The following is a 24,429-nucleotide window of genomic DNA, read 5'->3' on the forward strand; positions in this document are numbered from 1 at the left end:
CGATCATGACGAGCGGGGCCGACAGGCGTTCCCGCCCTCCCGCTCCCACACCGGAGCACCCCACGGCCCATCGGAGCAGACCATGACCCCTCGACCCCCGCAGCACGCACCCGACGCTGACGACCACGTCGAGGTGGTCCGCAGTGAGGAGCGCCTCGCCGTCACCACCGAACGGCACGCCACCGAGCGGGTCCGGATCGAACGGTACGTCGTCACCGAGCAACGGACGGTCACGGTCGACGTCAGCCGCGAGGAGATCCGTGTGACCCGCGAACCGGTCACCGGTGACACGCGTCTGTCCGGGAGCGTCGGTGACACCGGCCGCGACCCGGTCGTGGTCGTCCTCCACGAGGAACAGCTCGTCGTCTCGAAGACCGTCGTACCGGTGCAACGCGTCACCTTCACCACGCACACCGTCACGCGCGACGAGGTCGTCGACGAGACCGTCCGCCACGAAGTGGTGGACATCGGCAACGTGGCCGGGTCGGGGGCCTGAACCGGCCCACCCGCTCGCACCGAGCCTCCAGCCCGTCATCGTGACGGACTGGAGGCTCGTCTCGTCCCCGGCGGGATCGCGCGCTTGCAGAGGGGGTCGCCTCGCATCCACCGCCGGGCGCACCACGGCGAACGTGCTCGAGCACAGCGCGGGCGGAGGGGTCTGCTGACGTCGCGTTCCTCGGGGCGGACGGGTCCTCCCAGCGGATGGGAGCCATCATCCAGGAGAGCGATGCTGAGGAGCGGTCGACTCCGCCAGGCTCGGCCACATGCCCAACACAGCGCCGGCGACGAGCACCACCGCCGAACTGATCGTCCACGACGACGCCGTCCGAGCCAACACCGCGTGGTTCGCGGACCGCACCGCCGGGCGGCTCATGGCCGTCCTCAAGGCCGACGCGTTCGGGCACGGCTCCGTCGCCCACTCCGTGCTCGCCGCCGGAGCCACCTCGATCGGCGTGACGTCGGTCGCCGAGGCCCTGCGGGTGCGCGCCGACGGCGTCGACGTCCCGGTCCTCAGCTGGCTCAACCCGGTCGACGCCGACTTCGCCTCCGCGCTGTCGGCCGACGTCGACCTGGCCGTGTCCAGCATCGAACTCCTCAACGCGGTGAGCCGTGCAGCCGCCCAGACCGGGCGCCGTGCCCGTGTGCACCTCCACGTCGACCTCGGCATGTCCCGCGACGGTGCGCCGCAGGACACCTGGTCGGCCCTCTGTACCGCCGCCGCACTCCTCGAGCGCCTCGGGACGGTCCGCGTGGTCGGCGTCATGGGACACATGTCGTGCGCAGACCGACCCGACGACCCGCAGAACGTCCGCGAGGGCCTGCTGTTCGCCAACGCGGTCCGGACCGCACGGCGCCGCGGCCTGTCCGGGTTCGTCACCCACCTCGCGGCCACGGCGGCGACGATCACCGGCGTCGGCTCGGGCCACGGACTGCACCGCATCGGAGCCGGGCTCTTCGGGATCGACCCGTCGTCGACCTCGGACGCACTCATGCCGACCCTGTCGCTCACCGCTCCGGTGGTCTCGTCCCGGACGGTCCTCGCCGGAGCGGGGATCGGGTACGGCCACGACCACGTCGTCGACCGCACCACGAACCTCGCACTGCTCCCCCTCGGGTACGCGGACGGACTCCCCCGTGCGGCCTCGGAGCGCGCTGAAGTCCACGTCCGGGGGCGCCGCAGGCCCGTCGTCGGCCGGTTCTCGATGGACATGGTCGTCGTCGACACCGGTGACGACCGCCTGCACCACGGCGAGACCGTCACGGTGTTCGGCCGTGGGACCGCGGGGGAACCGACGGTCGCCGACTGGGCACGCTGGGCAGGCACGATCGAGCACGAGATCGTCACCGGCATCGGCTCCCGTGTCGCCCGCGTGCACCGGTCCGTGCCGGACTCGACCGACGCTCGGAACGCGTCCTCCCGGAAGGACCACGCCCGTGCGTGACCGGACACCGCTCCGCATCGCCGTGATCGGCGGCGGAGCCAACGACGAGCACGAGGTGTCGCTCGCATCCGCAGCGGCCACCGCCCGGGCCGTCATCGGACTCGGCCACGAGGTCGTCAGCCTTACCGTCACGCGTGACGGTCGATGGACGCACACCGGCGGTGGGATGATGACACCGTCCGAGGCGGTCGAGGTCCTCACGACGTGCGACGCCGTGTTCCCGGTGGTGCACGGCGTCGACGGCGAGGACGGCACGATCGCCGGGTTCGCGCGGATGATCGGCGTGCCGGTGGTCGGTTCGCCCGTCCGTGCCGGAGCACTCGGCATGGACAAGTGGGTCACGAAGACACTCGCCGAGGCGCTCGGCATCCACACCGCGCCGGGCGTCCTCGTCCGGCCGGAGGACTCCCCCGCACTCCCCCTCGCCGTGCCCGTCGTCGTCAAGCCGAGCACCGGAGGGTCCAGCAACGGCGTCTCGGTCGTCCGCGACGCCGCCGACTTCGCGGCCGCGCTGGTGACGGCACGCGACGCCGGCACGGATGTCCTGGTCGAGCGCTTCGTCACGGGTCGCGAGATCGACATCGCCGTCTTCCGCGATGCCACCGGCGCGCTCCGCACCGGTGCGACCCTCGAGATCGGCGTCCGGCCCGGCGACGTGTTCGACCGGACGCAGAAGTACGACGGCACGGCCGCGTTCACGATCCCGGCCCGCACCACCCCGGCCGAGCACACCGAGGTGGAACGCGCCGCCACGACGCTCTACGCCGCGCTCGGCTGTGCCGGCGTGGCCCGCTTCGACTTCTTCGTCACCGACGACGGGGTCGTGCTCAACGAGGTGAACACGGCGCCCGGGTTCACCGAGCAGTCGCAGGTCCCCCGGATGTTCGCGGCCGTCGGTCTTCCCTACGTGGAACTCGTCGGCGAACTCATCGCGGCGACCGTCGCCCGGGCACCCGAGCTGTCCCACACGCCTGACCCAGCGTCGCCCACCGGGCGACGCACCGACCGATGGAGATCATCATGAACACGACTCGTGCCACCGTCACCCTCGCCGCCCTCGCCCTCGCGGCAGGGCTGGTCGCGACGACGACTGCGGCTGCCTCAGCTGCCACCGTCGACGAGCAGCTCGACCCGGTGGCGAACCCGCTCGTCTCCCAGGAGGCCTCGGGGTACCGAGGCGAGTGGGCCATCAGCGGCGGCTCCGTGCAGGAGGCGTTCGAGAAAGACGGCGTCGTCGTCTCGACCGGGAGCACCGGCCTCCGGAGCGGGCTCGCCGCCGACCAGGTCCTCTCGTTCGGGTACGTCGCCGGCTTCGGTGATCCCGTGACCGGCGTGGACTACTCCCAGCTCAGCGGACAAGCCGGCGAGGACGTCACCGCCGTCCGCGTCGTCAGCGCTTCCGGCGTCACCACGACGGCAGATCTCGCTGACGGCGTCTGGGGCGCGGTGTGGGTGTCCGGCGACCACGCCGACGAGCACGGCGCGGCCACGATCGAGTACGACACCTCGACGGGGACCACGACGGTCTCCACCGACGCGGTCGACGTCATCGCCGCCGACCAGCGCGCGGCCGAGCAGGGCTGACTCCTCAAGGATGCGGCTGCCGGGGGGGGTCATCGTGCCCGGCAGCCGCGTCCTGGCTCCGTCTCCCCGCGACGGATCACCAGCCTTCTCCGCGGCGTCCGTGGAAGGGTCGAGGCATGCTGCACCACCAGACCGTCGTCATCGCCGGCTGCGGCGACCTCGGCACCGAGGTCGCCCTCCGCTTCGCCGACCTCGGGTACCGCGTCGTCGGCCTCCGTCGTCGCGCCGAACTCCTGCCCGCGCCGATCGAGGGCCGGAGCACCGACCTCCGGCGCGACGTCCCCGAGATCGACGCCGACACCGCGATCGTCGTGGTCGCCCTCGCCGCCGGCAGCCGCGACCCGGCCGAGTACCGCGCCACCTACGTCGACGGGCTCCGGAACGTGCTCGACGGCGTCGACCGCTCGGGTGCCACTCCGCGGATCGTCGTCGTCTCGTCCACCGCGGTCTACGACGTGTCCGACGGCAGCGAGGTCACCGAGGAGACGCCGGCGACCGGTGGCACCCCGACGGCGAAGGTGCTCGTCGAGGCCGAGGCGCTGCTGCGCGAGCGCGCACCCGGTGCGGTGCTCCTGCGACTGTCGGGGATCTACGGGCCCGGGCGCGAGCGGCTCATCGACCAGGTGCGGTCCGGCGCGGCCCGACTGGCGCCGGCGGACGGCACCTCGCCGCACACGAACCGCATCCACCGGGACGACGCCGCGGCCGCGATCGTGCACCTCGCCACGCTCGAGACCCCGGCGCCGACCTACCTCGGGACCGACGACGAACCCGTGCGCCTGGACGACGTGCTCCGGTTCCTCGCCGACGAGCTGCACGTGCCGGCGCCGGAGTCCGGCCCGGCGTCGGACCGGCAGGCGGGTGGCGACAAGCGGCTGTCGAACGCGCTGCTGCGGTCGACGGGGTTCACCTTCCGGTACCCGACTCACCGCGAGGGTTACCGCGCGGTCCTCGCCGGGGAGGGCGACCGGCACGAGTGAGTCCGAGGCTGACGGCACGGGACGGGACGACCGACCCAACGCGATCGCTCGACCGGGATGGGGTCGTCCTGCTCCGCCCCGACGGACTCCATGCTGGATCAGCTACCGAGACTGTCCGCCGGGATCAAGGCGTTCGCAAACTACCGAGTCGAGCGTTCACCTACGCGCTCGACGAGAGGACAGCGTGGTTGCTGCGTTCACTGGCATGGGATCCGAACCGATCCCGTCGGCAATCGTCGCCGTACTGGCTGCTGTGATCGTCGTCAGCGCCATCATCAGGAGTCGCCGCCGCTGAGCGGTGCCTCATTGGCCGATCCGCTACCGCGACGCTTCTCTCACTCCTTCGACGGACCCTCGCTGGTCTCGGCAACGGCAGGCTCACGCAGTACGCGCCGGGCGACACCGCGCACCTGACCGGCGTGCTCGGCGCTGCTCCGGATATGGAGCACGGACACCCGCACTGGTACATCAAGAAGGTCGGCGGAGGCGCCTACAACTGGGTTCCCGAATCGCGCAGCCTTCGGGCAGGACCTCTTCCTCGACGCTTCGTAGAACGGCACCCTGGTGAAGATCGCGTACTTCCGCGAGTCCGACCACGCCCAGACAGCGACCTCGAACGTCCTGACCCTCGCCGTCGCGGCTTCCGCCGAGGAGCCGACGCCCTCCCGGCACCGGAATACATCCAGGTCACTGATTCTGCACTTTCGCATTTCATCTTGATGCCTCAAACGGGCACCTCGTGGTTCCAGCCAACACTGGCGCGACGACCAGCCGTCCGATGGGCGGGTGGCTTGCAATCATGCAACTCTGCGGTGCGGCCCGGAGCACCCCCCAGTGATGCTCCGGACCCTCCGTGGTCACGGTGCGGGTCGGCTCGTCGGCGTAGCCGTTTCGAGAGAGTCCAGATCGTCTATGTACCGCCGGTCGAGAGGGACCTCGGGAAGGACAACGCCGACTTCGGCTTGGCCGATCACCGTCGTACCGTCTGATTCGTACACGTTCACCGTCTCAGGCTTCTCGGCTTCGTACCACTGGCTGAACAGCGCCCAACCTTTGCGCCCGTTGTCGGCTCTCGCGGGCACGAGGTCGGGGTGCCCTGATGCGTTCTCGACGCCGTACGTCTGCCCGTTTGCGTTGACGGCCCAGTCCGAGGTCGATGCGCTGGCATACTGCACCGTCGCCTTCCACTGTGTGCCTGGCGAGGCTCCGATGCTGATCGTCGTCGTACCTACGGCTGGGAGCTGACCGTTCAGGAAACGCGCCGTGCGGCCGCGGTTATCGCGGCAGTGGAACCCGGCCTCGCCTTCGTCCGTTGGCGCGGTGACCATCCCGACGTCGTTCATGCAGGTGATGTCCACGATCACCGCATCAGCACCCTCGGGAGCTCGGCCGATGTCGATGAGTGCGGGGCCGGTATACGTCGTCGTCGTCGTCTTCCCGAATGCGCTCGTGGTGGTCGAGCCCGGTAGTCCGGCCGCGACGATAGCGGCTGCGCTTGTAGTGATGGCAACCGCGGCCACGGCGATCAATGAGCTGGTCACGCGCACTCGTCGCTGTCGCTGCTGGAGACGGCTCCTCCCCGTCCCGATCGCCGCCAGTTCTGCGCGGATGGTTTCGGCTGCCGCTGGGTGCATGTCCTGGCTCATGAGAGGTGTCCTTCCGTCGTGGTGCGGACGTTTGGGCGGATGTCGTGGAGTTCGATCTGAAGGCGCTTGCGAATTCGATGGAGTCGCACGCGGGCTGCTGGTGGTTTCAGCCCGAGCGCTTGTGCTGCCTGCCAGATCGGAACGTCCTCGACGCCGGTCAAGACCAGGAGCGCGGCGTCGGTCGGTGCGAGGCCCCGCAGCGATGCTCGTAATCGGTCGCGATCCTCTATTTGCGTCGCCTCGATAGCTGGTTCGGCTTCGTTCGATCTCGGCAGTCGACTGACGAGCTTCTGGTATCGGAGTGCTGCGCGTCGGTGATTTCGAGCGAAGTTCACGGTCGTCAATAGCAGCCAGGGCACGATGGAGCCCGCGACGAGGGTGACGGCCTTCCGCTTCCGCCACAACTCGTAGAACGCTGCGGCGGTGACGTCTTCCGCGTCGTCGACGCTGTCGGTCAGGCTCACCGCACGCCGGTAGACCCGCGCACGGTGACAGTCGAAGAGCACGGCGAAGGCGTCACCGTCGTTGTGGAGGGCCTCAGCCCACAGCGGCCCATCATCCTGTTCGTTCGTCACACTATGAAGTGTCCGGTCATCCTTGAAGCGTTACACGCAGTCACAGCCCAACCCGCGCCGAGCAAGCGAGTGGCCGCTGGCTGGTCGTACCCAGCATCGCAGCGCTTGGTCCTTGGTTCAGTCCGTGCCAACCGCAAGTGGGCGATACATTGCAGCACGGGGCTGCCGATCGGTCTCGAATGCTCCACCCGTGACCGCATCAGCCAGACCATCTGCGAGGCATACAAACGCTGCACGTCGCTGCCGACGACGGTCGGCGCTCGGTGAGCGGTGCCGACCGTCCTCCTGCGCGCCGATAGTTCACTCTTATGTCAGCTGCGTCGACTCGCTACAGTCAGCGAACGAGTGCCGCAAGGGGTTCAAGGCGCCTTTTTGGTGGTCTCGCCGCGAACCTCAAGGTACTCGCGCACCGCAACAATGAAGGCGTCCTTGAATTTTTTATGACTCCGACGAACAAGCTCGCGCTCGGCATCATTTTTCGGCGCCCTTTGCATGTCCCGAGACACATAGAAAAACAAGAACATAGACTTTCCGACTGCCTCATCGACAAGCAAGTTGAGTTGGTTCGCCTTCGAGAGCATCGTTTTCAGGGCGGGAATGAACTGCTTGAGCTCGTCGCGTTCGACAACAACCTTGTCATCGGGTATGGTGCCGTCCGGATCGCGGAGCGAATCGAGCACCCGGCCATGCCAGGCAAGGTCGTCACCCAACGCAACGATCTCGCCCGCAAGCTCGCGGACAGTATCGTGCCACCGAGTGCGGTCCTCTCGTGCACTTCGAGTTCGCTCTATCGAACGGTTAAATACGAAGCCCAGACACGCACCCGCCAACAGGAAAATTCCGGCGATCACGGGCACCCCCCACCAGGGTGGCCCCATTGCTGCGTGACCAGTCAATTCGACCAGGATGGGAGCTGGGCTCGGCGTGGATATTCCTGCATTAACCGATACGGTGATGGCGCTCACGCGGCGACTCTAGTGCCCCGCCCGCTGACGCCGTACTGTCGCGCCAATGACGCTGTCCCCGAGCCCACTGACCGGGGCCTGGGTGGATCGTCACGACGCTTACGGTACGGCGTAGCCATCGACACTTGGCACTTATGCCAGCATCGCGGTCAATCGGTCGTTTTCACTTCAAGCGCTGAATGGTAGGCCCGCGCTACGAAGTAGCTGTCGAGAGCAGCTATCTGTCTATCAAACTTCAGCGCATTCGGGTCTTCGATGAAAAATAGAGGGTTCTTCCGAGGGGCACTGGCTACCCCTAGGAAACCGATGCTATAGAGCATCCTCAAGATCGGCCCGTAGCGTCTCTCCCATGTTTGCTCAGCGGACCCCGACAGCACCGCATCACTCAGGGGCGCCAGCCAGCCATCTCCCGTGAATCCGTCTTCTGCAAGCAGCAGAATGCAATCGTCAAGCCTGTCTTGAACTTCCGCTCGGCTCATTTTGCCGTCGGCGTGTCTGAATGTTTCGAAGACACGATCGATGCCCGGGTAATTTAGCTTCCACTCGTCACGAAGGGCCAAAAGGCGCGCTTCGGAATAGCTTATCTCAGCTCGCTTGATTGCATCCCATGACACCTGCGTTTTTCCCTCACTCTGCACGAGACATTCGCGAACGAAGGCGAGGAGGTCGCGCGGTCGCATGAGGGTACGCTCGATCAGGTAATCAAAGGCGCTTCCTCGCTTCGGGTTTTGGTGAGGAAGAATCGTCGTGAGAGATTCTACGTCTGCCCCCTGCTTGCTACTGGCGATTTGCACTCGCTCGTCGACCAGTATTTTGAGTTGCTCCTTAGTCCAGCTCATAGGAAGAACGAGCGAGCGATATTTTTCCTCCTGGCCTCCATTAGCTGCTCCAAAGTCTAAATACTCGAAGATATTTGTTCTCAGTGCTACCAGGATCTTCAAGTTCTTGACACGCTTGAGGTCGTGTACTGTTTTGAACAGCGCCATGATGAGGTCATTGACTAATTCGGCATCGACCCAGTCTTTGTCCAAGTCGTCAATCACAATATAGGTGTAGTCCTGGACAGAGCCCAGAACATCCTCATCGAGAACGTCCATCATCTTATTGAGCCGTGCGAGCTGAGTTTCGTTTATCACACGCTGGTACCGCTGCGTAAGCTCCTTACGCTCGGTCTCTGAAACTTCGACAGCGCCCGATCCGCTAGCGCTCCCGCCGACACCGGCAATTCCCGCCTTGAGTTCTGCATCGCCTTCAATGCGCTTCGTTAAAGATGACGTGATTTCCCGAACCCGTTCGTCCGTCTCCGCCCAGAAGCGACCCTCAAATTCATCCAAGTACGCAAGAGCTTGCTTCTTACCTTGGTTCCGCGAGATCTTTTCACGCAGACCACGCAATACATTCGCCTTTGCCTCAGGCGTATCGATACGGTAACGATGGCGGATCACTTCAACAATGAATACGTGCCGCCAAAGAGCTTTCCAGAACGACTGCAGGTCAACGTTCAAATCTTGAAGTTTACGGACCACATCAAGATTAGTTATGTAGGGCAAAGACAAGTCTTCCGGTACAATCCGGATAACTTTCTCGGGGTAGTTCTCAGCAAGCCCCTTCAAGATTGCAGATTTGCCGGAACCCGTTCTTCCAACGACGAAGCAGCGTGGGTTTTGTCGGTCAACTATCGCCTCATACTGGCCAGAAGAGTAGAAGGCGTCATCGAGTAGCGGGTCGGCTTCTGCCTGATCGCCGCCAATGTTGAAGCCAGACCCCAGTCGCGCCTTCTTGCCCATGTAGCCCCCTCGCTGATTTCTGGAGATTCTAAGCGCTCGTCCAAGCTTTGAACAGCACGCATGGCGGAGCCACGCTCGGTTTACAGGATCAGCGCCGCGCAGCGTGGAGCTGAGGTATACCCCAACGCAGCGGCTGCGGGAGTGTCGATTCTGTGTCGTTCTGGGGTCCCCATCGACCCTTCTGCGACAGATGTGTGCGATGGTCTAGACCTGGTGCAACACAAGACGCAGACCGTCGCCTACGTGCGGGTGAGCTCGGCGGACCAGAACCTCGACCGGCAGCTCGAGGCAATCGGCGAGGTTGATCGCGTGTTCGAGGAGAAGGTGTCGGGTGGCTCACGGGCGGACCGGGGAGCGCTGCTCGACTGCATCCGGTACGTCCGCGACGGAGACACTGTCCGGGTCGCTTCCATGGACCGGCTTGCTCGTTCGTTAGGTGACCTGCGCGACATCGTGGATGAGATCACTGGCAAGGGAGCTTCTGTCAAGTTCGTCAAGGAGCAGCAGACCTACAGTCGCGACACTGACGACGCGATCGGCCGACTCATGCTCAACCTCCTCGGCGCCTTCGCTGAGTTCGAACGCACCCTCATCCGCGAACGGCAACGCGAGGGCATCCGCATCGCCCGGACCGCCGGCAAGTACACGGGCCGCACCCGCAAGCTCACCGACGTCCAGATCGCCGAGGCGCACCGACTTGTGAGCACGGGAGTTCCGAAGGCCGCCGTCGCTCGCGAACTTGGCATCGATCGGACCACTCTCTACCGAATGCTCGCGATTCCCCTCTCCCCCGCTGCCGCAGCTGCAAAGAACGGCCAGGCCGCGGAGCTGTAGCGCGGGGCGCTTCCGCACCGCCCCCTGGGAGGAGAGATGCTTACCTAGGCTTCGAGCATGACGCTGAGCTGGCCGGTTCGCTCAGCACAGACGCGGTGCTGACGCCTGCGACCGTGCGTACGGTGATCACGGGACATCGTTGTTGCCGGGCGTTCCATACGTGCAGCAGAATCAACAATCTGTGTGGGTATCAGAACTAGCGGCCAGACAAATACTGACGGAGGCTGGCTACGATCCTAGTTCTGGCTGCGCGAACGAAACATATAGACCACGTAACTCGCTGCTGCAATAACTGCACCCAGTAGAATTGCAATGCCAACTGGAATGCCAAACCATCCGGCAATGAAGATTGCCCCTAATCCCAGTAGCTGCCCAGTATGGAATATCCAAAGAGGCTTGCTTCTTGCGGCCTGCTGCCTGTGCATGACTTGCCTTTAAATTGAAGAGTTACCTAGGATCTTTGTTATTACGGCGCGAGCGCGTTCCTATACCCTGTACCACGAACAAGATACCGATTAGAACTAGCACGACGGCAATGACTATTTGCGTGGTCGGTCGGCCGTTGCCACCCGATGGATAAAGCCCGTAAAATACGCCAAATAGGGCAAAGAATATGCCGAGCACTATAACTACGGTCGGGCTTTTAGCGTTGAAGAACTTCAATTGACGTTCCTTGTCGGATCGATGGGATCAAATCGGAGACGGGTTACCAACCACGAGGTTACCTGCCCAGCCTCCGATGAAGTTACAGGCTACGGCTCCTGGGGCTGCCAGGGTGCCTCCTGACGCACCCGCGGCGATGCCCTCGCATGTCACCGCCGTGATCGTACTGACCGTGGTGGTTACGGCTTGCTCCGCGCAATTCGATGAGCTGCCAGAGGTGCACGCAGTACCGAGCTCGTAGATGTCTCCGGCAGTTCCGTATAGATCACCAGGGCTAACCTTTCGACCTGTTGAGTCCGTCATATTGACGGGGTCGCCGCCAGCAAATGTATAGCGGTTGGCGTTGCCAGGGCTGAGGGGAGCGTCCAGGGTGTCGCGTTCAATCCATCCTCCGGTGGTGCTGGACTGCCACCGGTACCCAAACTTGGTAAGGCCGTTGTCTGTGCTGCTAGAGCGAATTCCGGTCCTAAATCCGTAGGGGTTCTGCTGCCACTGAATGCTGGTGTCGCCGTAGGAGACAGTCTCGCCGCCATACGGCGAGTAAGACACGACGTATGCCTTGGCGCCCTTGTCGGTAATTGCGGCGGCGGGGTTACCGATGCCGTCGATGACCCACATGCTCGTGGAGCCGTCCGTGGTGCGCAGATCCAGCGGCTGCCCCGTCACGGGGTCGCTGAGGACCGACGATGTCCCGACGCCGGAGATGGTGCGCGCGGTGATCACCGGCACGCCGTTCTGGTCGTTGGTTCCATACGTGTACTGGTACGCCTTGCCGCTGTCGATGGCCTGGGAGAGCAGCTTGTTCATGTCGGCGCCGGCGTAGGTGTAGCTGGTCTTGACGCCGTCCTTCACAGAGGCGGTCATCTGCTGCGCACCGTTGTAGGTGAAGGTCTCCCCCGGTGCGGCGGTCAGGTTGCCGGTGCCGTCGTACTGGTAGCCGGCGGTGGTGATCTGGCCGACGGCGTTGAAGCTGAACTTCGTGTCGGTGGCCTTCCCAGTGGCGACGTCGGTTGCCGTTGCCTGGGTGCGGTTGCCGGCGTCGTCGTAGGTGAACTTCCAGTTCGTCGGCTTCGAGCCGCCGGTCTGCGTCACCGAGGTGAGCCGGTCAGTCGGGGCGTCGTCGTCGGACTTGTACCCATAGGACGTGATTTGACCTGAAGCGACCTGGTCGGTGGTGTTGTCCTTGGACCACTGCAGCTTGTCGCGGTCGTTGGCCTCGTTCGCGGCGCAGGTGCCGCCCGCGGTGGCACCAGCGATGTAGCAGTACGTGGTGTCGACGATCGGGTTCGACCGGTTCTCGTCGCCCCACGCTTGGATGCGTGTGATCTTGCCGGACTTGTCGTAGTCGATGTGCTGGTGTGCTTCCCACACCTCCGGGTCCTTCGACGTGTCCGTGTTGGGGACCGCGTTGAGCCAGATGTCGGTGCGGCGGCCGCTGTTCTTGTCGGTCTTGTACAGCTGCTTCGCGGTGCCGGCGCCACTCGGGTAGGTGGTGGCGGTCAGCGAGCCGGACGAGTCGTAGTCGTGCGTGACGGTGCCCTGCGCGTCGGTGACCTTGACGGTGTTGCCGGCGAGGTCGTAGCCGTAGCTGACCTGCCCGCCACCAGCGGTGTTCGCCGTGGCGGTAAGACGGTTCTGCTGGTCGTAGCTGTTGCTGACGGTGCCGCCGGCGGAGGCCTGACCAGTCTGGTTACCGTTCGCGTCGTATGTGTTCGTCACCGTGGCGGTGCGGTCACTGAACGACGTGGAGGTGAGTCGGTCGTTGTTGTCGTATCCGAACGTGGTCGTGTTGCCGCGGCCGTCGGTCTCGGTCTTGACCCTGCCGAAATCGTCGTACGTGTACGTCTTGACGCCGATCGTCGTACCGGTGGGCGCGGTGATCGTCTTCAGCTGCTTGTTCTCGTAGACGTAGGTCGTGCCGTTGTCCTTGTTACCGGGCGCGGTGGCCTTCTTGACGGTGCCGTCGTCGTTGTAGTCGATCGACGCCTTCGCGCCGGAGACGCCGGACTGCGAGGACTTCTGGTTGCCGTAGTCGTCGTACTCCATGCTCGTGCTCGAGCTGGAGCTCCCCGTGACCTTCGACGGTAGGTAGGTCGCCGCAGGCGAGGTCGAACCGTACTCGGCGGAGGACGAGGAGCCAGAGCCGGACTTGGATGCAGTCAGTGACTGGCTGTTGTTCTTGTCGTACTTGTTCGAAGTCGTGCCGGTGCTCTCTCCACCGGAGGCCCCGACCTGGGAGGTTGCGACACCGTTGTTGGCCGGGTTGTACGTCTTGGACCGCTCGCGTCCTTCAGGGTCGACGGTCTTGGTGACCAGGTCGTTGCCATCGAGGGTGTAGGTGGTGTGCTTGGCGTTGGCGACGGTCGCGCTCTGATCCGAGCGGGGGTCGGCGACCTGGGTGGAGGTACTGCTGACGTAGCCGACCCGTGTCACCGCGGTACCGGGCGAGCCGGCCGTGGTGTTCGACTGCGAGACCTTCGTGACCCGGTCGGAGCTGTCGTACGTGAACGCCGTGACACCACCGTTCGGAGCGGTGATCGAGGTGAGGTCACCGCCCGTGTACCCGAAGGTGGTCTTCTTGCCCGTCGCGTCCGTGTAGGTCGTGATGTCCCCGGCGGTGTTCTTCACCCAGGAGATCGCCCGCGACGCGTTGCCGTTGGTCTGCGTGAACGTCTGCACCCCGTTCGCGTACGACGACTGCAACCTCTTCGCACCGTCCGTGCCGGCGGTGGAGACGATCGAGGTGAACGCGAAGGTCTTCGTGTTGTCGTACGTGAAGCGGATCGTGTTGCTGTTGCGGTCCTCGATCGACTTCGGCAGGCCGGCGAGGTTGAAGTGGATGATCTGGTTCGTCGTCCACCCCTTCAGCTGGTACTCATCCGTCGTGCTGAGCGTGCGGGTGAGGGTCTGCTGCAGCCCGGCCGGGGTGGTGAACGCGCCTGCGCCGGCACGCTTGAACTGCCAGGCCGTGCCCTGCGCGTCGAGGTACACCACACCGAGCGCGTTGGTCGTGAGGGTGCCTGCACCGGCGAGGCTGTACTGCCACCGGTTGGCGTCCATCGTCGCGGTGTTCGCCTCATGCGTGGACCGCGAGTTGTATGCGGCGCCGATCGGCGTCGACGACGTTGCACCCGGCAGGCTCATCGCCGCGGTCGAGACCATCAGGTTGCCGGTCCCGACATCAACGGAGGCCGAGGTCTGGTCAGAGATGGTGAACGGCAGCCGCGTCGCGGAGGTGCGCTGACCGGTCTGGTTCGTGTCAGCGGGACCGCCGGGCAGGGAGTTGTAGGTGCCCTGCAGATCCAGGACGAAGTTCAAGGTGCCAGCGCCCTGGTTCTTGATCCGGATCGCCCCGTTCTTGCCCACCGGAGCGATCACGGTCGTCGACTGGATCGAACCCTCCTCACTGAACAGGGACTGGATCTCCGGCTCGTCAGCGCCGTCAGCCCACACCTTCGCCGACGCGGGACGGGTGTCCTGGTTCACCGCAGTGACCGTCATCGCAACAGCGGACAGCCCAGCCTCGACCGTCGGGATACCCTCCCGAGCGCCAGCGATCGGCACGGCGAGCGTCCCACCCGAGGGGATGCTGTTGCTGTCACGCGTGTCCAAGAGTCGACCCGTCTGTGGCGTGAAGCCACCACCCGGGTTGTTCGGGACGAAGTATCCCTGAACGCTGACGACGAGATCGAACGTCGCGCCACTGGTGGTGTTGTCGACCGTCAACTTGCCTGCCGTACCGAGGGACACCTGCGACGAGAACGACGTGTTGCCCGGGTCGGACGAGTACGAGAGCCGGCCAGTGCTGCCCGCACCAGACGACGGGAAGACACGGATCGCGCCGCTGCCACCGCTGGAGTTCCGGACCACGATGCTGACCTGCGCCGCAGCCGCATTATCGGGGATGCCGCCCTGACCGGTGACCTGGAACGTCACCTTCCCGCCGGCACCGATCTGCGCCTGCCGCACACCGGTCCCGGAACGAGTGTCAGCGACGAGGGTCGGCGAGATCGGCACGTACCCACCAGCACCGACACCGTTCTTCGCGGACGTGTAGTAACCGGTGACATCGACGATGACGTGCGACTGCGCCGTCTGCGTCTGGATCTGGATCGAACCGTCATCATCGACTGCGAGCAACGACGAGTCAGATGCGTTCCGGTTGACACCCGCGCCGTAGATGACCATCAGCGTGTTGGGCGTCGAGCTGTTCGGACGGCCGACGAGCTGGCCCTGCGTCTCGGTCTGGTTGACCTGGACCATCAGCGTCACCGCGCCGATGTTCGACGCGGGCAGACCATCGACGCCGGCGATCTTGATCGTCTTCCAGCTCTTCGCGGCAGTCTCACCATTGAAGACACGGGAGTTGTTCGTCATCGGAACGAACTGCCCGCCGGTACCGGTCACTTCCGCCCGGGCGGCCTGTGGGGGTGCTATCACCGCCAACAACGACCCCAGCAACGCGACCAGCGTCACCAGCGCGAGAACCATCCAACGAGCACGACCGAACACCGGCGCAGCAAACAAGCCCAAGAACCCCTCAACAGCTGCAACCAGCACCAGTCCCCTTGACGGCACTGTGCAACCCGCTCAGCACGCTATCGGCGCACCGTGAACAGAAGTGGCCGACCCGCACCCCAGTAGCGGGGGTAGCGAACAACACTCAGTTTCCGGTCTGCCTCCGCGGACACTGAAAGCGTGCACGATGCCGCCAAGCGCCGACAGGGCTCACGCCACGGTGCGCCCACCGGCACGACGTGGACGGCGACCCCGCGTGTCCTCGAGTTGCGGGACGCGGTCCCGCCGGACCCTGTGGCCTGCGCAGCGACGAGCGCGAGTTCCATCGACACCCGCTCCGGGGCAACCGTTGCACGCGGGTCGAGACTGTCGGTGATCCGACTCGCGTGGCGGCCACCAGATGCACCACGAGGCGGGGGTGCTCAGTGCCCCCGGTGGTCCTGGATCGTCATCCGCGGCCCGAACGTCGGCTTCCGGAACCCCGACCCCGCGATGAGCCGCACGACCCGCTCCCGGTGCCCCCGCCACGGTTCGAGGAGCTCGAGCATGCCGTCGTCGTCGACCGGCCCTCCGGTGAGCGCCCACCCGACGAGCGCGGGCACGTGGTAGTCCCCGACGCTCGGGGAGTCCGGGTCGCCGTGCGCGCGCTGGGCTGTCTCGGCAGCGGTCCACGGTCCGACGCCCGGGATCGACTGCAGCCGACTCGCGACGAGCTCGCCGCCACGGCCGAGGGTCAGCGTCCGTTCGAGTGCGGGTGCGACCTTCACGACGCGCATCACCGTCGCCGAGCGTCCGGGTTCGATGCCGGCCTGGTGCCATTCCCAGCTCGGGATCCGCGCCCAGGTGTCGGCGTCCGGCGGGACGACCATGCCCTCCGGAGCAGGGCCGGGTGCGGGTGTGCCGAAGCGCCGGACGAGGTACCGCCACGCGCGCCAGGCCTGCCGCGAGGTGACCTTCTGTTCCATGATCGCGGGGACGAGCATCGCGACGACGGTGTTCGTGCGGAGCAGGCGTAACCCCGGCTGGCGGTGTCGCGCCTGTTCGAGGAAGGCGTGCGCGGAGACGTCGAGCTCCGTCCAGTCGTCGCCGCGCCCGACGAGGTCGGGTCCGTGCGCGACCGCCCACGACGCGCCGGCACCCCAGGCGCTGATCGCGACGGTCTCCCCCACCGGGCGGACGAGCACCGAGGCCGGCCCCTCGGGCGTGCGCAACGCGAGCCACACGTCCGAGCCGACCACCCGGTGTGCCGGGTCGCCGGAGCCGCGCGACAGGGGCCGCAGCGTCGCGATGACGTCCACCGGGCCTCCCGGCCGGTAGACGGTGTCGACGCGACGCCCGCTGTCCACCGGTTCGACGGCGCCCGGCGAGGTCGGCGGCGGGGCCGCCCCGAACCGGGCCGCGCCCGTCGGTCGGCCCCGACGGCGCGGGCCGTCCCACGAGGAGGCGACGGGACGGGCGGAAGGCATGCAGGGATGGTAATCCGCAACCACCGTCAGTCATGATGAGGGGGTCCCCCGAACCCGACATCGGAAGTCCTCTCCATGCGCATCGGCATCCTCACCTCCGGCGGCGACTGCCCCGGTCTCAACGCGGTCATCCGGGCCATCGTGCTCAAGGGCATCGCGATCCACGGGCACGAGTTCGTCGGGTTCCGGGACGGCTGGCGGGGCGTGGTCGACGGTGACATCGTGCCGCTCGGACGCAAGGACATCCAGGGCATCGCGAAGCAGGGCGGAACGATCCTCGGCACGAGCCGGACGAACCCCTTCGAGGGCCCGAACGGCGGCGTCGAGAACATCACGAGGACGCTCGAGCGGCACGGCATCGACGCCATCGTCGCGATCGGCGGCGAGGGCACCCTGGCCGCCGCGAAGCGCCTCACCGACGCCGGGCTCAAGATCGTCGGTGTCCCGAAGACCGTCGACAACGACCTGGGGGCGACCGACTACACGTTCGGCTTCGACACCGCCGTGGCGATCGCGACCGAGGCGATGGACCGCCTCCGCACGACCGGCGAGTCCCACTCCCGCTGCATGGTCGCCGAGGTCATGGGCCGCCACGTCGGCTGGATCGCCCTGCACTCCGGCATGGCTGCGGGCGCGCACGCGATCCTCATCCCGGAGCAGAAGACCTCGCTCGAGCAGATCGCCGAGTGGGTGCAGGCCGCCTACGACCGCGGACGCGCGCCGCTCGTCGTCGTCGCCGAGGGTTTCGTCCCCGACCACGAGGACACCGCCCACACCGAGCGCGGCCTCGACGCCTTCGGCCGCCCGCGGCTGGGTGGCATCGGCGAGCGCCTCGCCCCGCTCATCGAGGAGATGACGGGCATCGAGACGCGCGCCACGACACTCGGACACATCCAGCGCGGAGGCACGCCCACCGCCTACGATCGGGTGCTGTCCACACGCCTCGGCCTGGCGGCGATCGACGCGGTCGTCGAGGAGCGCTGGGGGCGGATGGTCGCCCTGAAGGGCACCGAGATCGTGCACGTCTCGTTCGAGGACGCACTGGGCGAGCTGAAGACCGTGCCGCAGGCGCGGTACGACGAAGCCGCCATCATGTTCGGCTGACGCCGGCGGCACCGGACGCCGGCGCGCGGCGCGGGCGGGCGGGCGGTCGGGCGGTCGGGCGGCGCGAGTTTCGCGGTGGCCGACACGGCTCGCGCTGGCGGGCGCGAAGCGTGTCGCTCAGCGCGAGGACGGGGTGGGCGCACAGGCGGCGAGGGCGCACGACACGCCGCCCGCAGGCCGCCGAGGTCGCAGGACGCGCCGTCCGGGCCGGAGGTGAGCGGCAGGTCGTGCGACCTCGGCGCGAGGACGGGGGGCCGAGCGCGCGGGGGCGCCGCCGCCGCACCCGCACCCGCACCCGGGCGGGAGGCCCGGGGTAGCGTCGCGCGCATGACCCGCGCCGTCCTCGTGTCCCGTTCCGCCGCCCCCACCGTCACCGACGTCGACCTGCCCGCCCCCGGCGGCCGGGAGGCCCTGGTCACCGTAACGCGGTCCAGCGTCAACTACAAGGACGGCCTGGCCGTCGCCGGCGACCCCGGTGTGGTCCGCACCGATCCGCTCGTCCCGGGCATCGACGTGGTCGGCACCGTCGCCGCGGTCGGCCCGGAGGTGGAGGACGTGGCGGTCGGGGAGCGCGTGGTCCTCACGGGTGCGGGCGCCGGCGAGACCCGGCACGGCGGCTGGGCGGAGCAGTGCGTCGTCCCGGTGGACTCGCTCGTGTCGCTGCCGGACGCGGTCGACGACGACCTCGCGGCGGCGATCGGGACGGCCGGCTTCACGGCGATGCTCAGCGTCCTGGCCCTCGAGCGCGTGGTCGCTCCGGAGGACGGGCCGGTCCTGGTGACCGGTGCGTCGGGCGGCGTCGGCACGGTGGCGATCGCGCTGCTCGCGGCCCGCGGGTACCGGGTGACGGCGTCGACCGGTCGACCGGAGAACGGCGACTCGCTCCGGGCCCTCGGCGCGACCGACGTGGTCGACCGCGCGACCATCGCCGAGCCGGGCAAGCCGATGCAGCGGGCGGTGTGGGCCGGTGCGGTGGACAGCGTCGGCGGTGCGACGCTGGCGAACGTCCTCGCGTCGACGCAGTACGGCGGCGCGGTCACGGCGTGCGGGCTCGCCCAGGACACCTCGCTGCCGACGACCGTGCTCCCGTTCATCCTGCGCGGGGTGTCCCTGCTGGGGATCGACTCGGTCGCGGCGCCGCTCGACCTGCGGCAGCGGGCGTGGGCGCGGCTCGGGACGGACCTCGACCCGGCGCTGCTGCGCGGGGTCACCCGGACGGTCGGGCTCGGCGAGGCGATCGAGGTCGGCGCCGCGGTGGTCGCCGGGCGCGTGCACGGGCGGACGGTGGTCGACGTGGCGCGGTGATCAGCGCCTCCCGACCCTGCGCGCCGACCGTCGCCGACGGTCGCCGACCGATCGCCACTTAGCAAGCGTTTGCACAATGTCACGTTAGGATTTGAGTACCGAACACCTTCATTGAGGAGACCCGGATGCCGGTACCCAAGTCGACCGTCGAGAACTCGCCCCGGAAGCTGCTCCGGGACGTCGTCCTCGAGAAGATGCTCACCGCCATCCAGGACGGCACGCTGCAGGCCGGCGAACGCCTCAACGACGACGAGCTCGTCGCCTGGCTCGGTGTGAGTCGCACCCCCATCCGCGAAGCGATCGCCAAGCTCGTCGACTACGGCCTGGTCGAGATGGAGGCGAACCGGTACACCCGCGTCGCCTCCCCCACCGCCGAGCAGTACGACGACGCGTTCCAGATGCTCTTCGGCGTCGGCGAGCTCGCCGCCCGTTGGTCGTTCCCCCGCTTCGAGGACGCCGACGTCACGGCGTTCGGGGCGATCCTCGACGACATGCGCGCACACGCCACGGCCGAGGACCGCGCCCTCAACGACGACATCGACCGGGCGATCGCCTTCATGGTCGCCAGGTCCGGCAACGACCTGCTCGTGAAGACGAGCGAGTCGCTGCTCAACCGCGCCAAGTTCGTCCGCATCGGCGAGCCGGAGTTCGTGTTCTGGGACGTCGCGCAGGCCCTCGACGGGTTCCGTGCCGCCGCGAAGGGCCGCGACGGCGAGGCCGGCGGCGCCCTCGTCCGCGGTCTCGGCCGTGCGATGGCCGAGCACCTCGCGACGGCGCGGGCCGCGAAGGCCGCCGAGGCCTGATCCCGCACCCGCCCCGCACCAACCCACCGGTCCCGTCACCCAGGTGGCGGGGCCGTCGTTCGTCCTGCGCGAGGATGGACGGGTGACCGACGTCCTCCTCCACGCCTCCGGCCTCCGCGTCACCCGGAGCGGCCGGGACCTGCTGCACGACGTGGACCTCACCGTGCGCAGCGGCGAGCACTGGGCGCTGCTCGGGTCGAACGGGGCGGGCAAGTCCACGCTGCTCGCGGTCCTCGGCGCCACCGGGCACCCCACCGCCGGGCACGTCGAAGTGCTCGGTCGACGGCTCGGTCGCGTCGACGTCCGAGAGCTCCGCGAGCACATCGGACACGTCGACCCGCGGCACCGGATGACCTCGCCGCTGACCGTCCTCGAGACCGTCCTGACCGGCGTCACCGGCACGACCGACCTCATGGTGCGGTGGGAGCCGACGGCCGAGCAGGTCGCCCGCGCGGAGCAGCACGTCGCCCACGTCGGACTCGCCGCACGCCGGGACGCCCGCTGGCCGGTGCTGTCCCAGGGCGAACGGGGACGCGCGCTCATCGCCCGTGCCCTGATGGCGGAACCACGCCTGCTGCTGCTCGACGAACCCGCCACCGGGCTCGACGTCGCCGCACGCGAGCACCTGCTCGAGACCGTCGACGCCCTGCGGGTCCGGCAGCCCGAGCTGGGCAGCGTGATGGTCACGCACCACCTCGAGGACCTGCCGGCGTCGACCTCGCACGCGGTGCTCCTGCGGGACGGGGGCGTCGTGGCGCAGGGCCCGGCCGACGAGGTCATCACCTCGGCGCGGGTGTCGGCCGCGTTCGACTTCCCGCTCGCCGTCGAGCGCAGCGGTGGGCGCTGGCACGCACGGCGGGCCGACTGAGGCGGGCGGGCCTCCCGGCTGGCGCGGACCGGCCGCGAGACGGCGATCGTCGCGCGGCCGCGAGACGCCCCCGTCAGTGACGGACGCCGCCTTCGTCGCGGCACGCCGCCGAACAGGGCGGCGTCTCGCGCACTCGGCGGCGTCATGGGCAGACGCCGGCGTCTCGCACGCCACGGACGGACGGGAGGCGCGGCCCCCTCCGGACCCGCGCCTCCCGTCCGTCGTCGCCCGGCTACTCCGTCGCCGCAGCCGCCGCCCTGGCCGCGGCGGGCAGCGCGTCGAGGATCTGCGACACCGCACGCTCGTCGTGGGCCGCCGTGAGGAACCACGCCTCGAACACGCTCGGCGGCAGGGTCACGCCCGAGTCGAGCATGCTGTGGAAGAACGGCGCGTACCGGAAGACGTCCTGCGCGCGGACGTCGTCGTAGTTCCGCGGCGGGGTCTCCGTGAAGGCGAACGAGAACAGGTTGCCGGCGTGCTGCACGGTGTGGGCGACCCCCGCGGCCGACAGCGCGTCGCTCGTGGCCCGCGACACGACGTCGGCGGTGCGGTCCAGGTGCGCGTAGACCTCGGGCGTCGCGGCCCGGAGCGTGGCGGTGCCCGCGGCGACGGCGAGCGGGTTCCCGGAGAGCGTGCCCGCCTGGTAGACGGGGCCGAGCGGGGCGAGGAAGTCCATGACCTCGCGCCGGCCGCCGAGCGCGGCGAGGGGCATGCCACCACCGATGACCTTGCCGTACGTGATGATGTCGGGCTTCCACCCGGTGCCGTCGGGCACCGTGCCGTCGGCCTCGAGGCCCCACCAGCCGGCCGGTCCGACGCGGAACCCGGTGAGGACCTCGTCGACGATGAGCAGGGCGCCCTGCGCGTGCGTGATCTCGGCGAGCGCGCGGTTGAACCCGGGCTCCGGTGCGAGCACGCCCATGTTCGCGGCGGCGGACTCGACGATCACGGCGGCGATGCGCTCCGAGTGCTCGTCGAACGCGGCGCGGACGGCGTCGAGGTCGTTGTACGGCAGGACGAGGGTCTGCGCGGCCGTCTCGGCGGTGATGCCCGCACTGCCGGGGAGCGCCAGGGTCGCGACGCCCGAGCCGGCCTCGGCCAGCAGCGAGTCCGAGTGCCCGTGGTAGTGCCCGGCGAACTTCACGAGCAGGTCGCGTCCGGTGTAGCCGCGGGCCAGGCGGATCGCGGTCATGGTCGCCTCGGTGCCGGTCGACACCATGCGGAGCTTCTCGATCGGCCCGTCGCCGTCGACCTGCACGCGCTCCTTGACGAGCTCGGCGAGTTCGGTCTCCCCCGGCGTGGAGGCGCCGAACGACAGCCCGCGGGCCGCCGCTTGCTGCACGGCCTCGACCGTGCCGGAGTGCGCGTGCCCGAGGATCGCCGGACCCCACGAGGCGACGAGGTCGACGTACTCGCGGCCCTCGGCGTCGGTGACGGTCGCTCCCTTCGCGGACACGAGGAAGCGCGGGGTGCCACCGACGGACCCGTACGCACGGACCGGGGAGTTCACACCACCCGGGATGCTGTCCTTCGCGCGGCCGAACAGCTGGTCGTTGGTGGTGGTCATTCGGGTGCCTTCCCGGTCGTGGCGATGCCGGCGACGTCCGCGGTGCTGCCGGAGGAGCGGAGGCCCGCCTCCTCGTTGAGCTTCCGGGCGATGTCGACGGCGAAGTAGGTGAGGATCGCGTCGGCGCCGGCGCGCTTGATGCCGACCAGGGCCTCCATCGCGGCGGCGTCGCGGTCGATCCAGCCGTTCTGGGCGGCGGCGGTGATCATCGCGTACTCGCCGGAGATCTGGTACGCCCAGACCGGCACCGGCGAGGTGTCGGCGGTGCGGGCGAGGACGTCGAGGTAGCTCATCGCGGGCTTCACCATGACGATGTCGGCGCCCTCGGCGATGTCCTGCTCGACCTCGCGGAGTCCCTCGCGCCCGTTGCCGGAGTCGAGCTGGTACGTGCGGCGGTCGCCCTGCAGGGTGCTCGCCACGGCCTCGCGGAAGGGACCGTAGAACGCGGATGCGTACTTCGCCGCGTAGGCGAGCAGCGCGGTGCCGGAGTGGCCGGCCACGTCGAGGGCGTCCCGGGCGGCCGCGATCTGGCCGTCCATCATCCCGCTCATGCAGACGAGCTCGGCTCCGGCCTCGGCCTGCACGACCGCCATGTCCCGGTAGCGGAGCAGCGTCGCGTCGTTGTCGACCGAGCCGTCCGCCGCCAGGACGCCGCAGTGCCCGTGGTCGGTGAACTCGTCGAGGCACAGGTCGGACTGCACGACGAGCGCGTCGCCGACCTCTTCCTTGGCGATGCGGATGGCGACGTTGAGGATGCCGTCCGGGTCGGTCGCGCCGGACCCCACCGCGTCCTTGTGCTGCGGCACGCCGAACAGGTTCACGCCGCCCACCCCGACCTCGGCCGCCTCGGTGAGCGCGCGACGGAAGGAGTCGAGCGAGTGCTGCTGCACCCCGGGCATGCTCGAGATGTCGACGGCGTCGGTGGCACCCTCGCGGATGAACATCGGCAGCACGAGCTCGGCGGGGTGGAGCCGGGTCTCGGCGACCAGTCGACGCATCGCGGGGGTGGCGCGCAGTCGACGGGGGCGGACCTGGGGGAAGCGTCCAGTCACGGGTGACCTTCCTGATCGGGGTGGGGTGGGACGAGCTCGACGACGGCGTCGAGGAGGGCTTCGGCGGACCGGTCGGCAGCGACGACGTCGACCGGCAGCCCGGCGGCGCGGGCCTCGTCGGCGGTGCCGGGGCCGATGCAGGCGATCCGGGTGCGGGGGTCGAGGGGGGTGAGACGGCGAGCGGTCTCGCGGGCGGTGCTGCCGCTCGTCACGAGGACGACGTCCGGCGCCGGGTCGAGCAGGATCGGCTCGTCGCCGGTCCCCACGGTACGGTACGCGACCACGTCGAGGACGTCGATGCCCCGGGCCCGCAGCCCGTCGACGAGCGTCGGCGCCGCGAGGTCCGACCGCGGGTGCACGACCCGGCGGGCGTCGGCGGGCAGGGCCGTCACCAGGCCGGCGGCGGAGTGATCGGTGGGGACGAGGTCGACGGGCCACCCGGCACCGCGGGCGGCGCGGGCGGTCGCGGACCCGACCACCGCGACGCGGACACCGGCCGGGAGGCGCGGTGTGCGTTCCGCGACGACCCGCACGGTGGTCGCACTGGTCACCACGAGCCAGTCGCCCCCGGCCAGCTGCGCGAGCGCTGCGTCGAGCGGGGCGCTGTCCTCCGGCGGCACGTCCGCGATGAGCGGCACGACGACCGGGGCGAACCCGCGGGCCCGGGCGGCGTCGGCCACGCGGTCACCCCAGCCACCGCCGCGCGGCACGAGCACGACCGGGCGTCGGCTGCTGCCTGCCGCGCGGGCGGCGTGGCTGGGACTCGGGG

At 68.3% G+C, this 24,429-nt stretch carries 19 protein-coding genes; 10 read left to right on the plus strand and 9 right to left on the minus strand.

Annotation, left to right across the window (positions count from 1 at the left end):
- Positions 1 to 82 precede the first annotated feature (82 nt).
- The 5 genes from KM842_RS12805 to KM842_RS12825 all read left to right on the plus strand — a co-directional run bounded on the left by KM842_RS12805 (position 83) and on the right by KM842_RS12825 (position 4,507).
- Positions 83 to 496: a YsnF/AvaK domain-containing protein gene (locus KM842_RS12805; protein ID WP_216258923.1), complete on the plus strand. Its 414-nt coding sequence runs from the start codon at positions 83 to 85 to the stop codon at positions 494 to 496.
- 268 nt (positions 497 to 764) lie between these two features.
- A complete protein-coding gene (gene alr / locus KM842_RS12810) occupies positions 765 to 1,943 on the plus strand; it encodes an alanine racemase (RefSeq protein WP_216258925.1) in 1,179 nt (392 codons plus the stop codon).
- Positions 1,936 to 2,967, plus strand: coding sequence for a D-alanine--D-alanine ligase family protein (locus KM842_RS12815; RefSeq protein ID WP_216258927.1), 1,032 nt, complete (start codon positions 1,936 to 1,938; stop codon positions 2,965 to 2,967). Before alr ends, KM842_RS12815 begins: the two co-directional genes overlap by 8 nt.
- Positions 2,964 to 3,527, plus strand: coding sequence for a hypothetical protein (locus KM842_RS12820; protein WP_216258929.1), 564 nt, complete (start codon positions 2,964 to 2,966; stop codon positions 3,525 to 3,527). Before KM842_RS12815 ends, KM842_RS12820 begins: the two co-directional genes overlap by 4 nt.
- Before the next feature lie 116 nt (positions 3,528 to 3,643).
- Positions 3,644 to 4,507, plus strand: a complete 864-nt coding sequence (locus KM842_RS12825) for an NAD-dependent epimerase/dehydratase family protein (protein WP_216258931.1) — start codon at positions 3,644 to 3,646, stop codon at positions 4,505 to 4,507.
- Positions 4,508 to 5,364: 857 nt separating this feature from the next.
- On the opposite strand, the gene KM842_RS12830 is transcribed toward KM842_RS12825, so the two are convergent.
- The 4 genes from KM842_RS12830 to KM842_RS12845 form a co-directional block, all read right to left on the minus strand.
- Positions 5,365 to 6,153 carry a hypothetical protein gene (locus KM842_RS12830; RefSeq protein WP_216258934.1) on the minus strand — a complete coding sequence of 263 codons (789 nt, stop codon included), beginning with the start codon at positions 6,151 to 6,153 and terminating at the stop codon, positions 5,365 to 5,367.
- Complete coding sequence (locus tag KM842_RS12835; protein WP_216258935.1) at positions 6,150 to 6,728, minus strand: RNA polymerase sigma factor; 579 nt, start codon at positions 6,726 to 6,728, stop codon at positions 6,150 to 6,152. The genes KM842_RS12830 and KM842_RS12835 overlap by 4 nt, the downstream gene beginning before the upstream one ends.
- Before the next feature lie 359 nt (positions 6,729 to 7,087).
- The gene (locus KM842_RS12840) at positions 7,088 to 7,693 is read right to left on the minus strand and encodes a prefoldin domain-containing protein (RefSeq protein WP_216258937.1); all 606 of its coding nucleotides are present in this window, start codon (positions 7,691 to 7,693) and stop codon (positions 7,088 to 7,090) included.
- 149 nt (positions 7,694 to 7,842) lie between these two features.
- On the minus strand, positions 7,843 to 9,480 hold the full coding sequence (locus KM842_RS12845; protein WP_216258939.1) for a P-loop ATPase, Sll1717 family: 1,638 nt from the start codon (positions 9,478 to 9,480) through the stop codon (positions 7,843 to 7,845).
- Positions 9,481 to 9,693: 213 nt separating this feature from the next.
- Between KM842_RS12845 and KM842_RS12850 the strand changes: the two genes are divergently transcribed.
- Entirely contained in the window at positions 9,694 to 10,314 is a 621-nt protein-coding gene (locus tag KM842_RS12850; protein WP_437124532.1) for a recombinase family protein, read from the plus strand.
- A gap of 690 nt (positions 10,315 to 11,004) precedes the next feature.
- Here KM842_RS12850 and KM842_RS12855 read toward each other — a convergent pair.
- A complete protein-coding gene (locus tag KM842_RS12855; protein WP_216258942.1) occupies positions 11,005 to 15,354 on the minus strand; it encodes an RHS repeat-associated core domain-containing protein in 4,350 nt (1,449 codons plus the stop codon).
- Positions 15,355 to 15,917: 563 nt separating this feature from the next.
- The gene (locus KM842_RS12860) at positions 15,918 to 16,961 is read right to left on the minus strand and encodes a DNA-3-methyladenine glycosylase family protein (RefSeq protein WP_253206126.1); all 1,044 of its coding nucleotides are present in this window, start codon (positions 16,959 to 16,961) and stop codon (positions 15,918 to 15,920) included.
- A 75-nt stretch (positions 16,962 to 17,036) separates the two neighbouring features.
- Between KM842_RS12860 and KM842_RS12865 the strand changes: the two genes are divergently transcribed.
- The 4 genes from KM842_RS12865 to KM842_RS12880 all read left to right on the plus strand — a co-directional run bounded on the left by KM842_RS12865 (position 17,037) and on the right by KM842_RS12880 (position 21,041).
- Positions 17,037 to 18,065 carry a 6-phosphofructokinase gene (locus KM842_RS12865; protein WP_216258944.1) on the plus strand — a complete coding sequence of 343 codons (1,029 nt, stop codon included), beginning with the start codon at positions 17,037 to 17,039 and terminating at the stop codon, positions 18,063 to 18,065.
- Positions 18,066 to 18,392: 327 nt separating this feature from the next.
- Positions 18,393 to 19,370 carry an acrylyl-CoA reductase family protein gene (locus tag KM842_RS12870; protein WP_216258946.1) on the plus strand — a complete coding sequence of 326 codons (978 nt, stop codon included), beginning with the start codon at positions 18,393 to 18,395 and terminating at the stop codon, positions 19,368 to 19,370.
- 125 nt (positions 19,371 to 19,495) lie between these two features.
- Positions 19,496 to 20,173: a GntR family transcriptional regulator gene (locus KM842_RS12875; RefSeq protein ID WP_216258948.1), complete on the plus strand. Its 678-nt coding sequence runs from the start codon at positions 19,496 to 19,498 to the stop codon at positions 20,171 to 20,173.
- Between the two features lie 82 nt (positions 20,174 to 20,255).
- On the plus strand, positions 20,256 to 21,041 hold the full coding sequence (locus tag KM842_RS12880) for an ABC transporter ATP-binding protein (protein ID WP_216258950.1): 786 nt from the start codon (positions 20,256 to 20,258) through the stop codon (positions 21,039 to 21,041).
- A gap of 232 nt (positions 21,042 to 21,273) precedes the next feature.
- Here KM842_RS12880 and hemL read toward each other — a convergent pair whose 3' ends face one another.
- The 3 genes from hemL to KM842_RS12895 are packed head-to-tail and all read right to left on the minus strand — an operon-like array spanning position 21,274 to position 24,340.
- On the minus strand, positions 21,274 to 22,608 hold the full coding sequence (gene hemL / locus KM842_RS12885) for a glutamate-1-semialdehyde 2,1-aminomutase (protein WP_216258952.1): 1,335 nt from the start codon (positions 22,606 to 22,608) through the stop codon (positions 21,274 to 21,276).
- Complete coding sequence (gene hemB / locus KM842_RS12890) at positions 22,605 to 23,606, minus strand: porphobilinogen synthase (protein WP_216262416.1); 1,002 nt, start codon at positions 23,604 to 23,606, stop codon at positions 22,605 to 22,607. The genes hemL and hemB overlap by 4 nt, the downstream gene beginning before the upstream one ends.
- Positions 23,607 to 23,656: 50 nt before the next feature.
- Positions 23,657 to 24,340 carry a uroporphyrinogen-III synthase gene (locus tag KM842_RS12895; protein ID WP_253206127.1) on the minus strand — a complete coding sequence of 228 codons (684 nt, stop codon included), beginning with the start codon at positions 24,338 to 24,340 and terminating at the stop codon, positions 23,657 to 23,659.
- Between the last annotated feature and the right edge of the window lie 89 nt (positions 24,341 to 24,429).

The sequence above is a fragment of the Curtobacterium sp. L6-1 genome (assembly GCF_018885305.1).
GTDB classification, from domain to species: Bacteria; Actinomycetota; Actinomycetes; order Actinomycetales; family Microbacteriaceae; genus Curtobacterium; species Curtobacterium aetherium.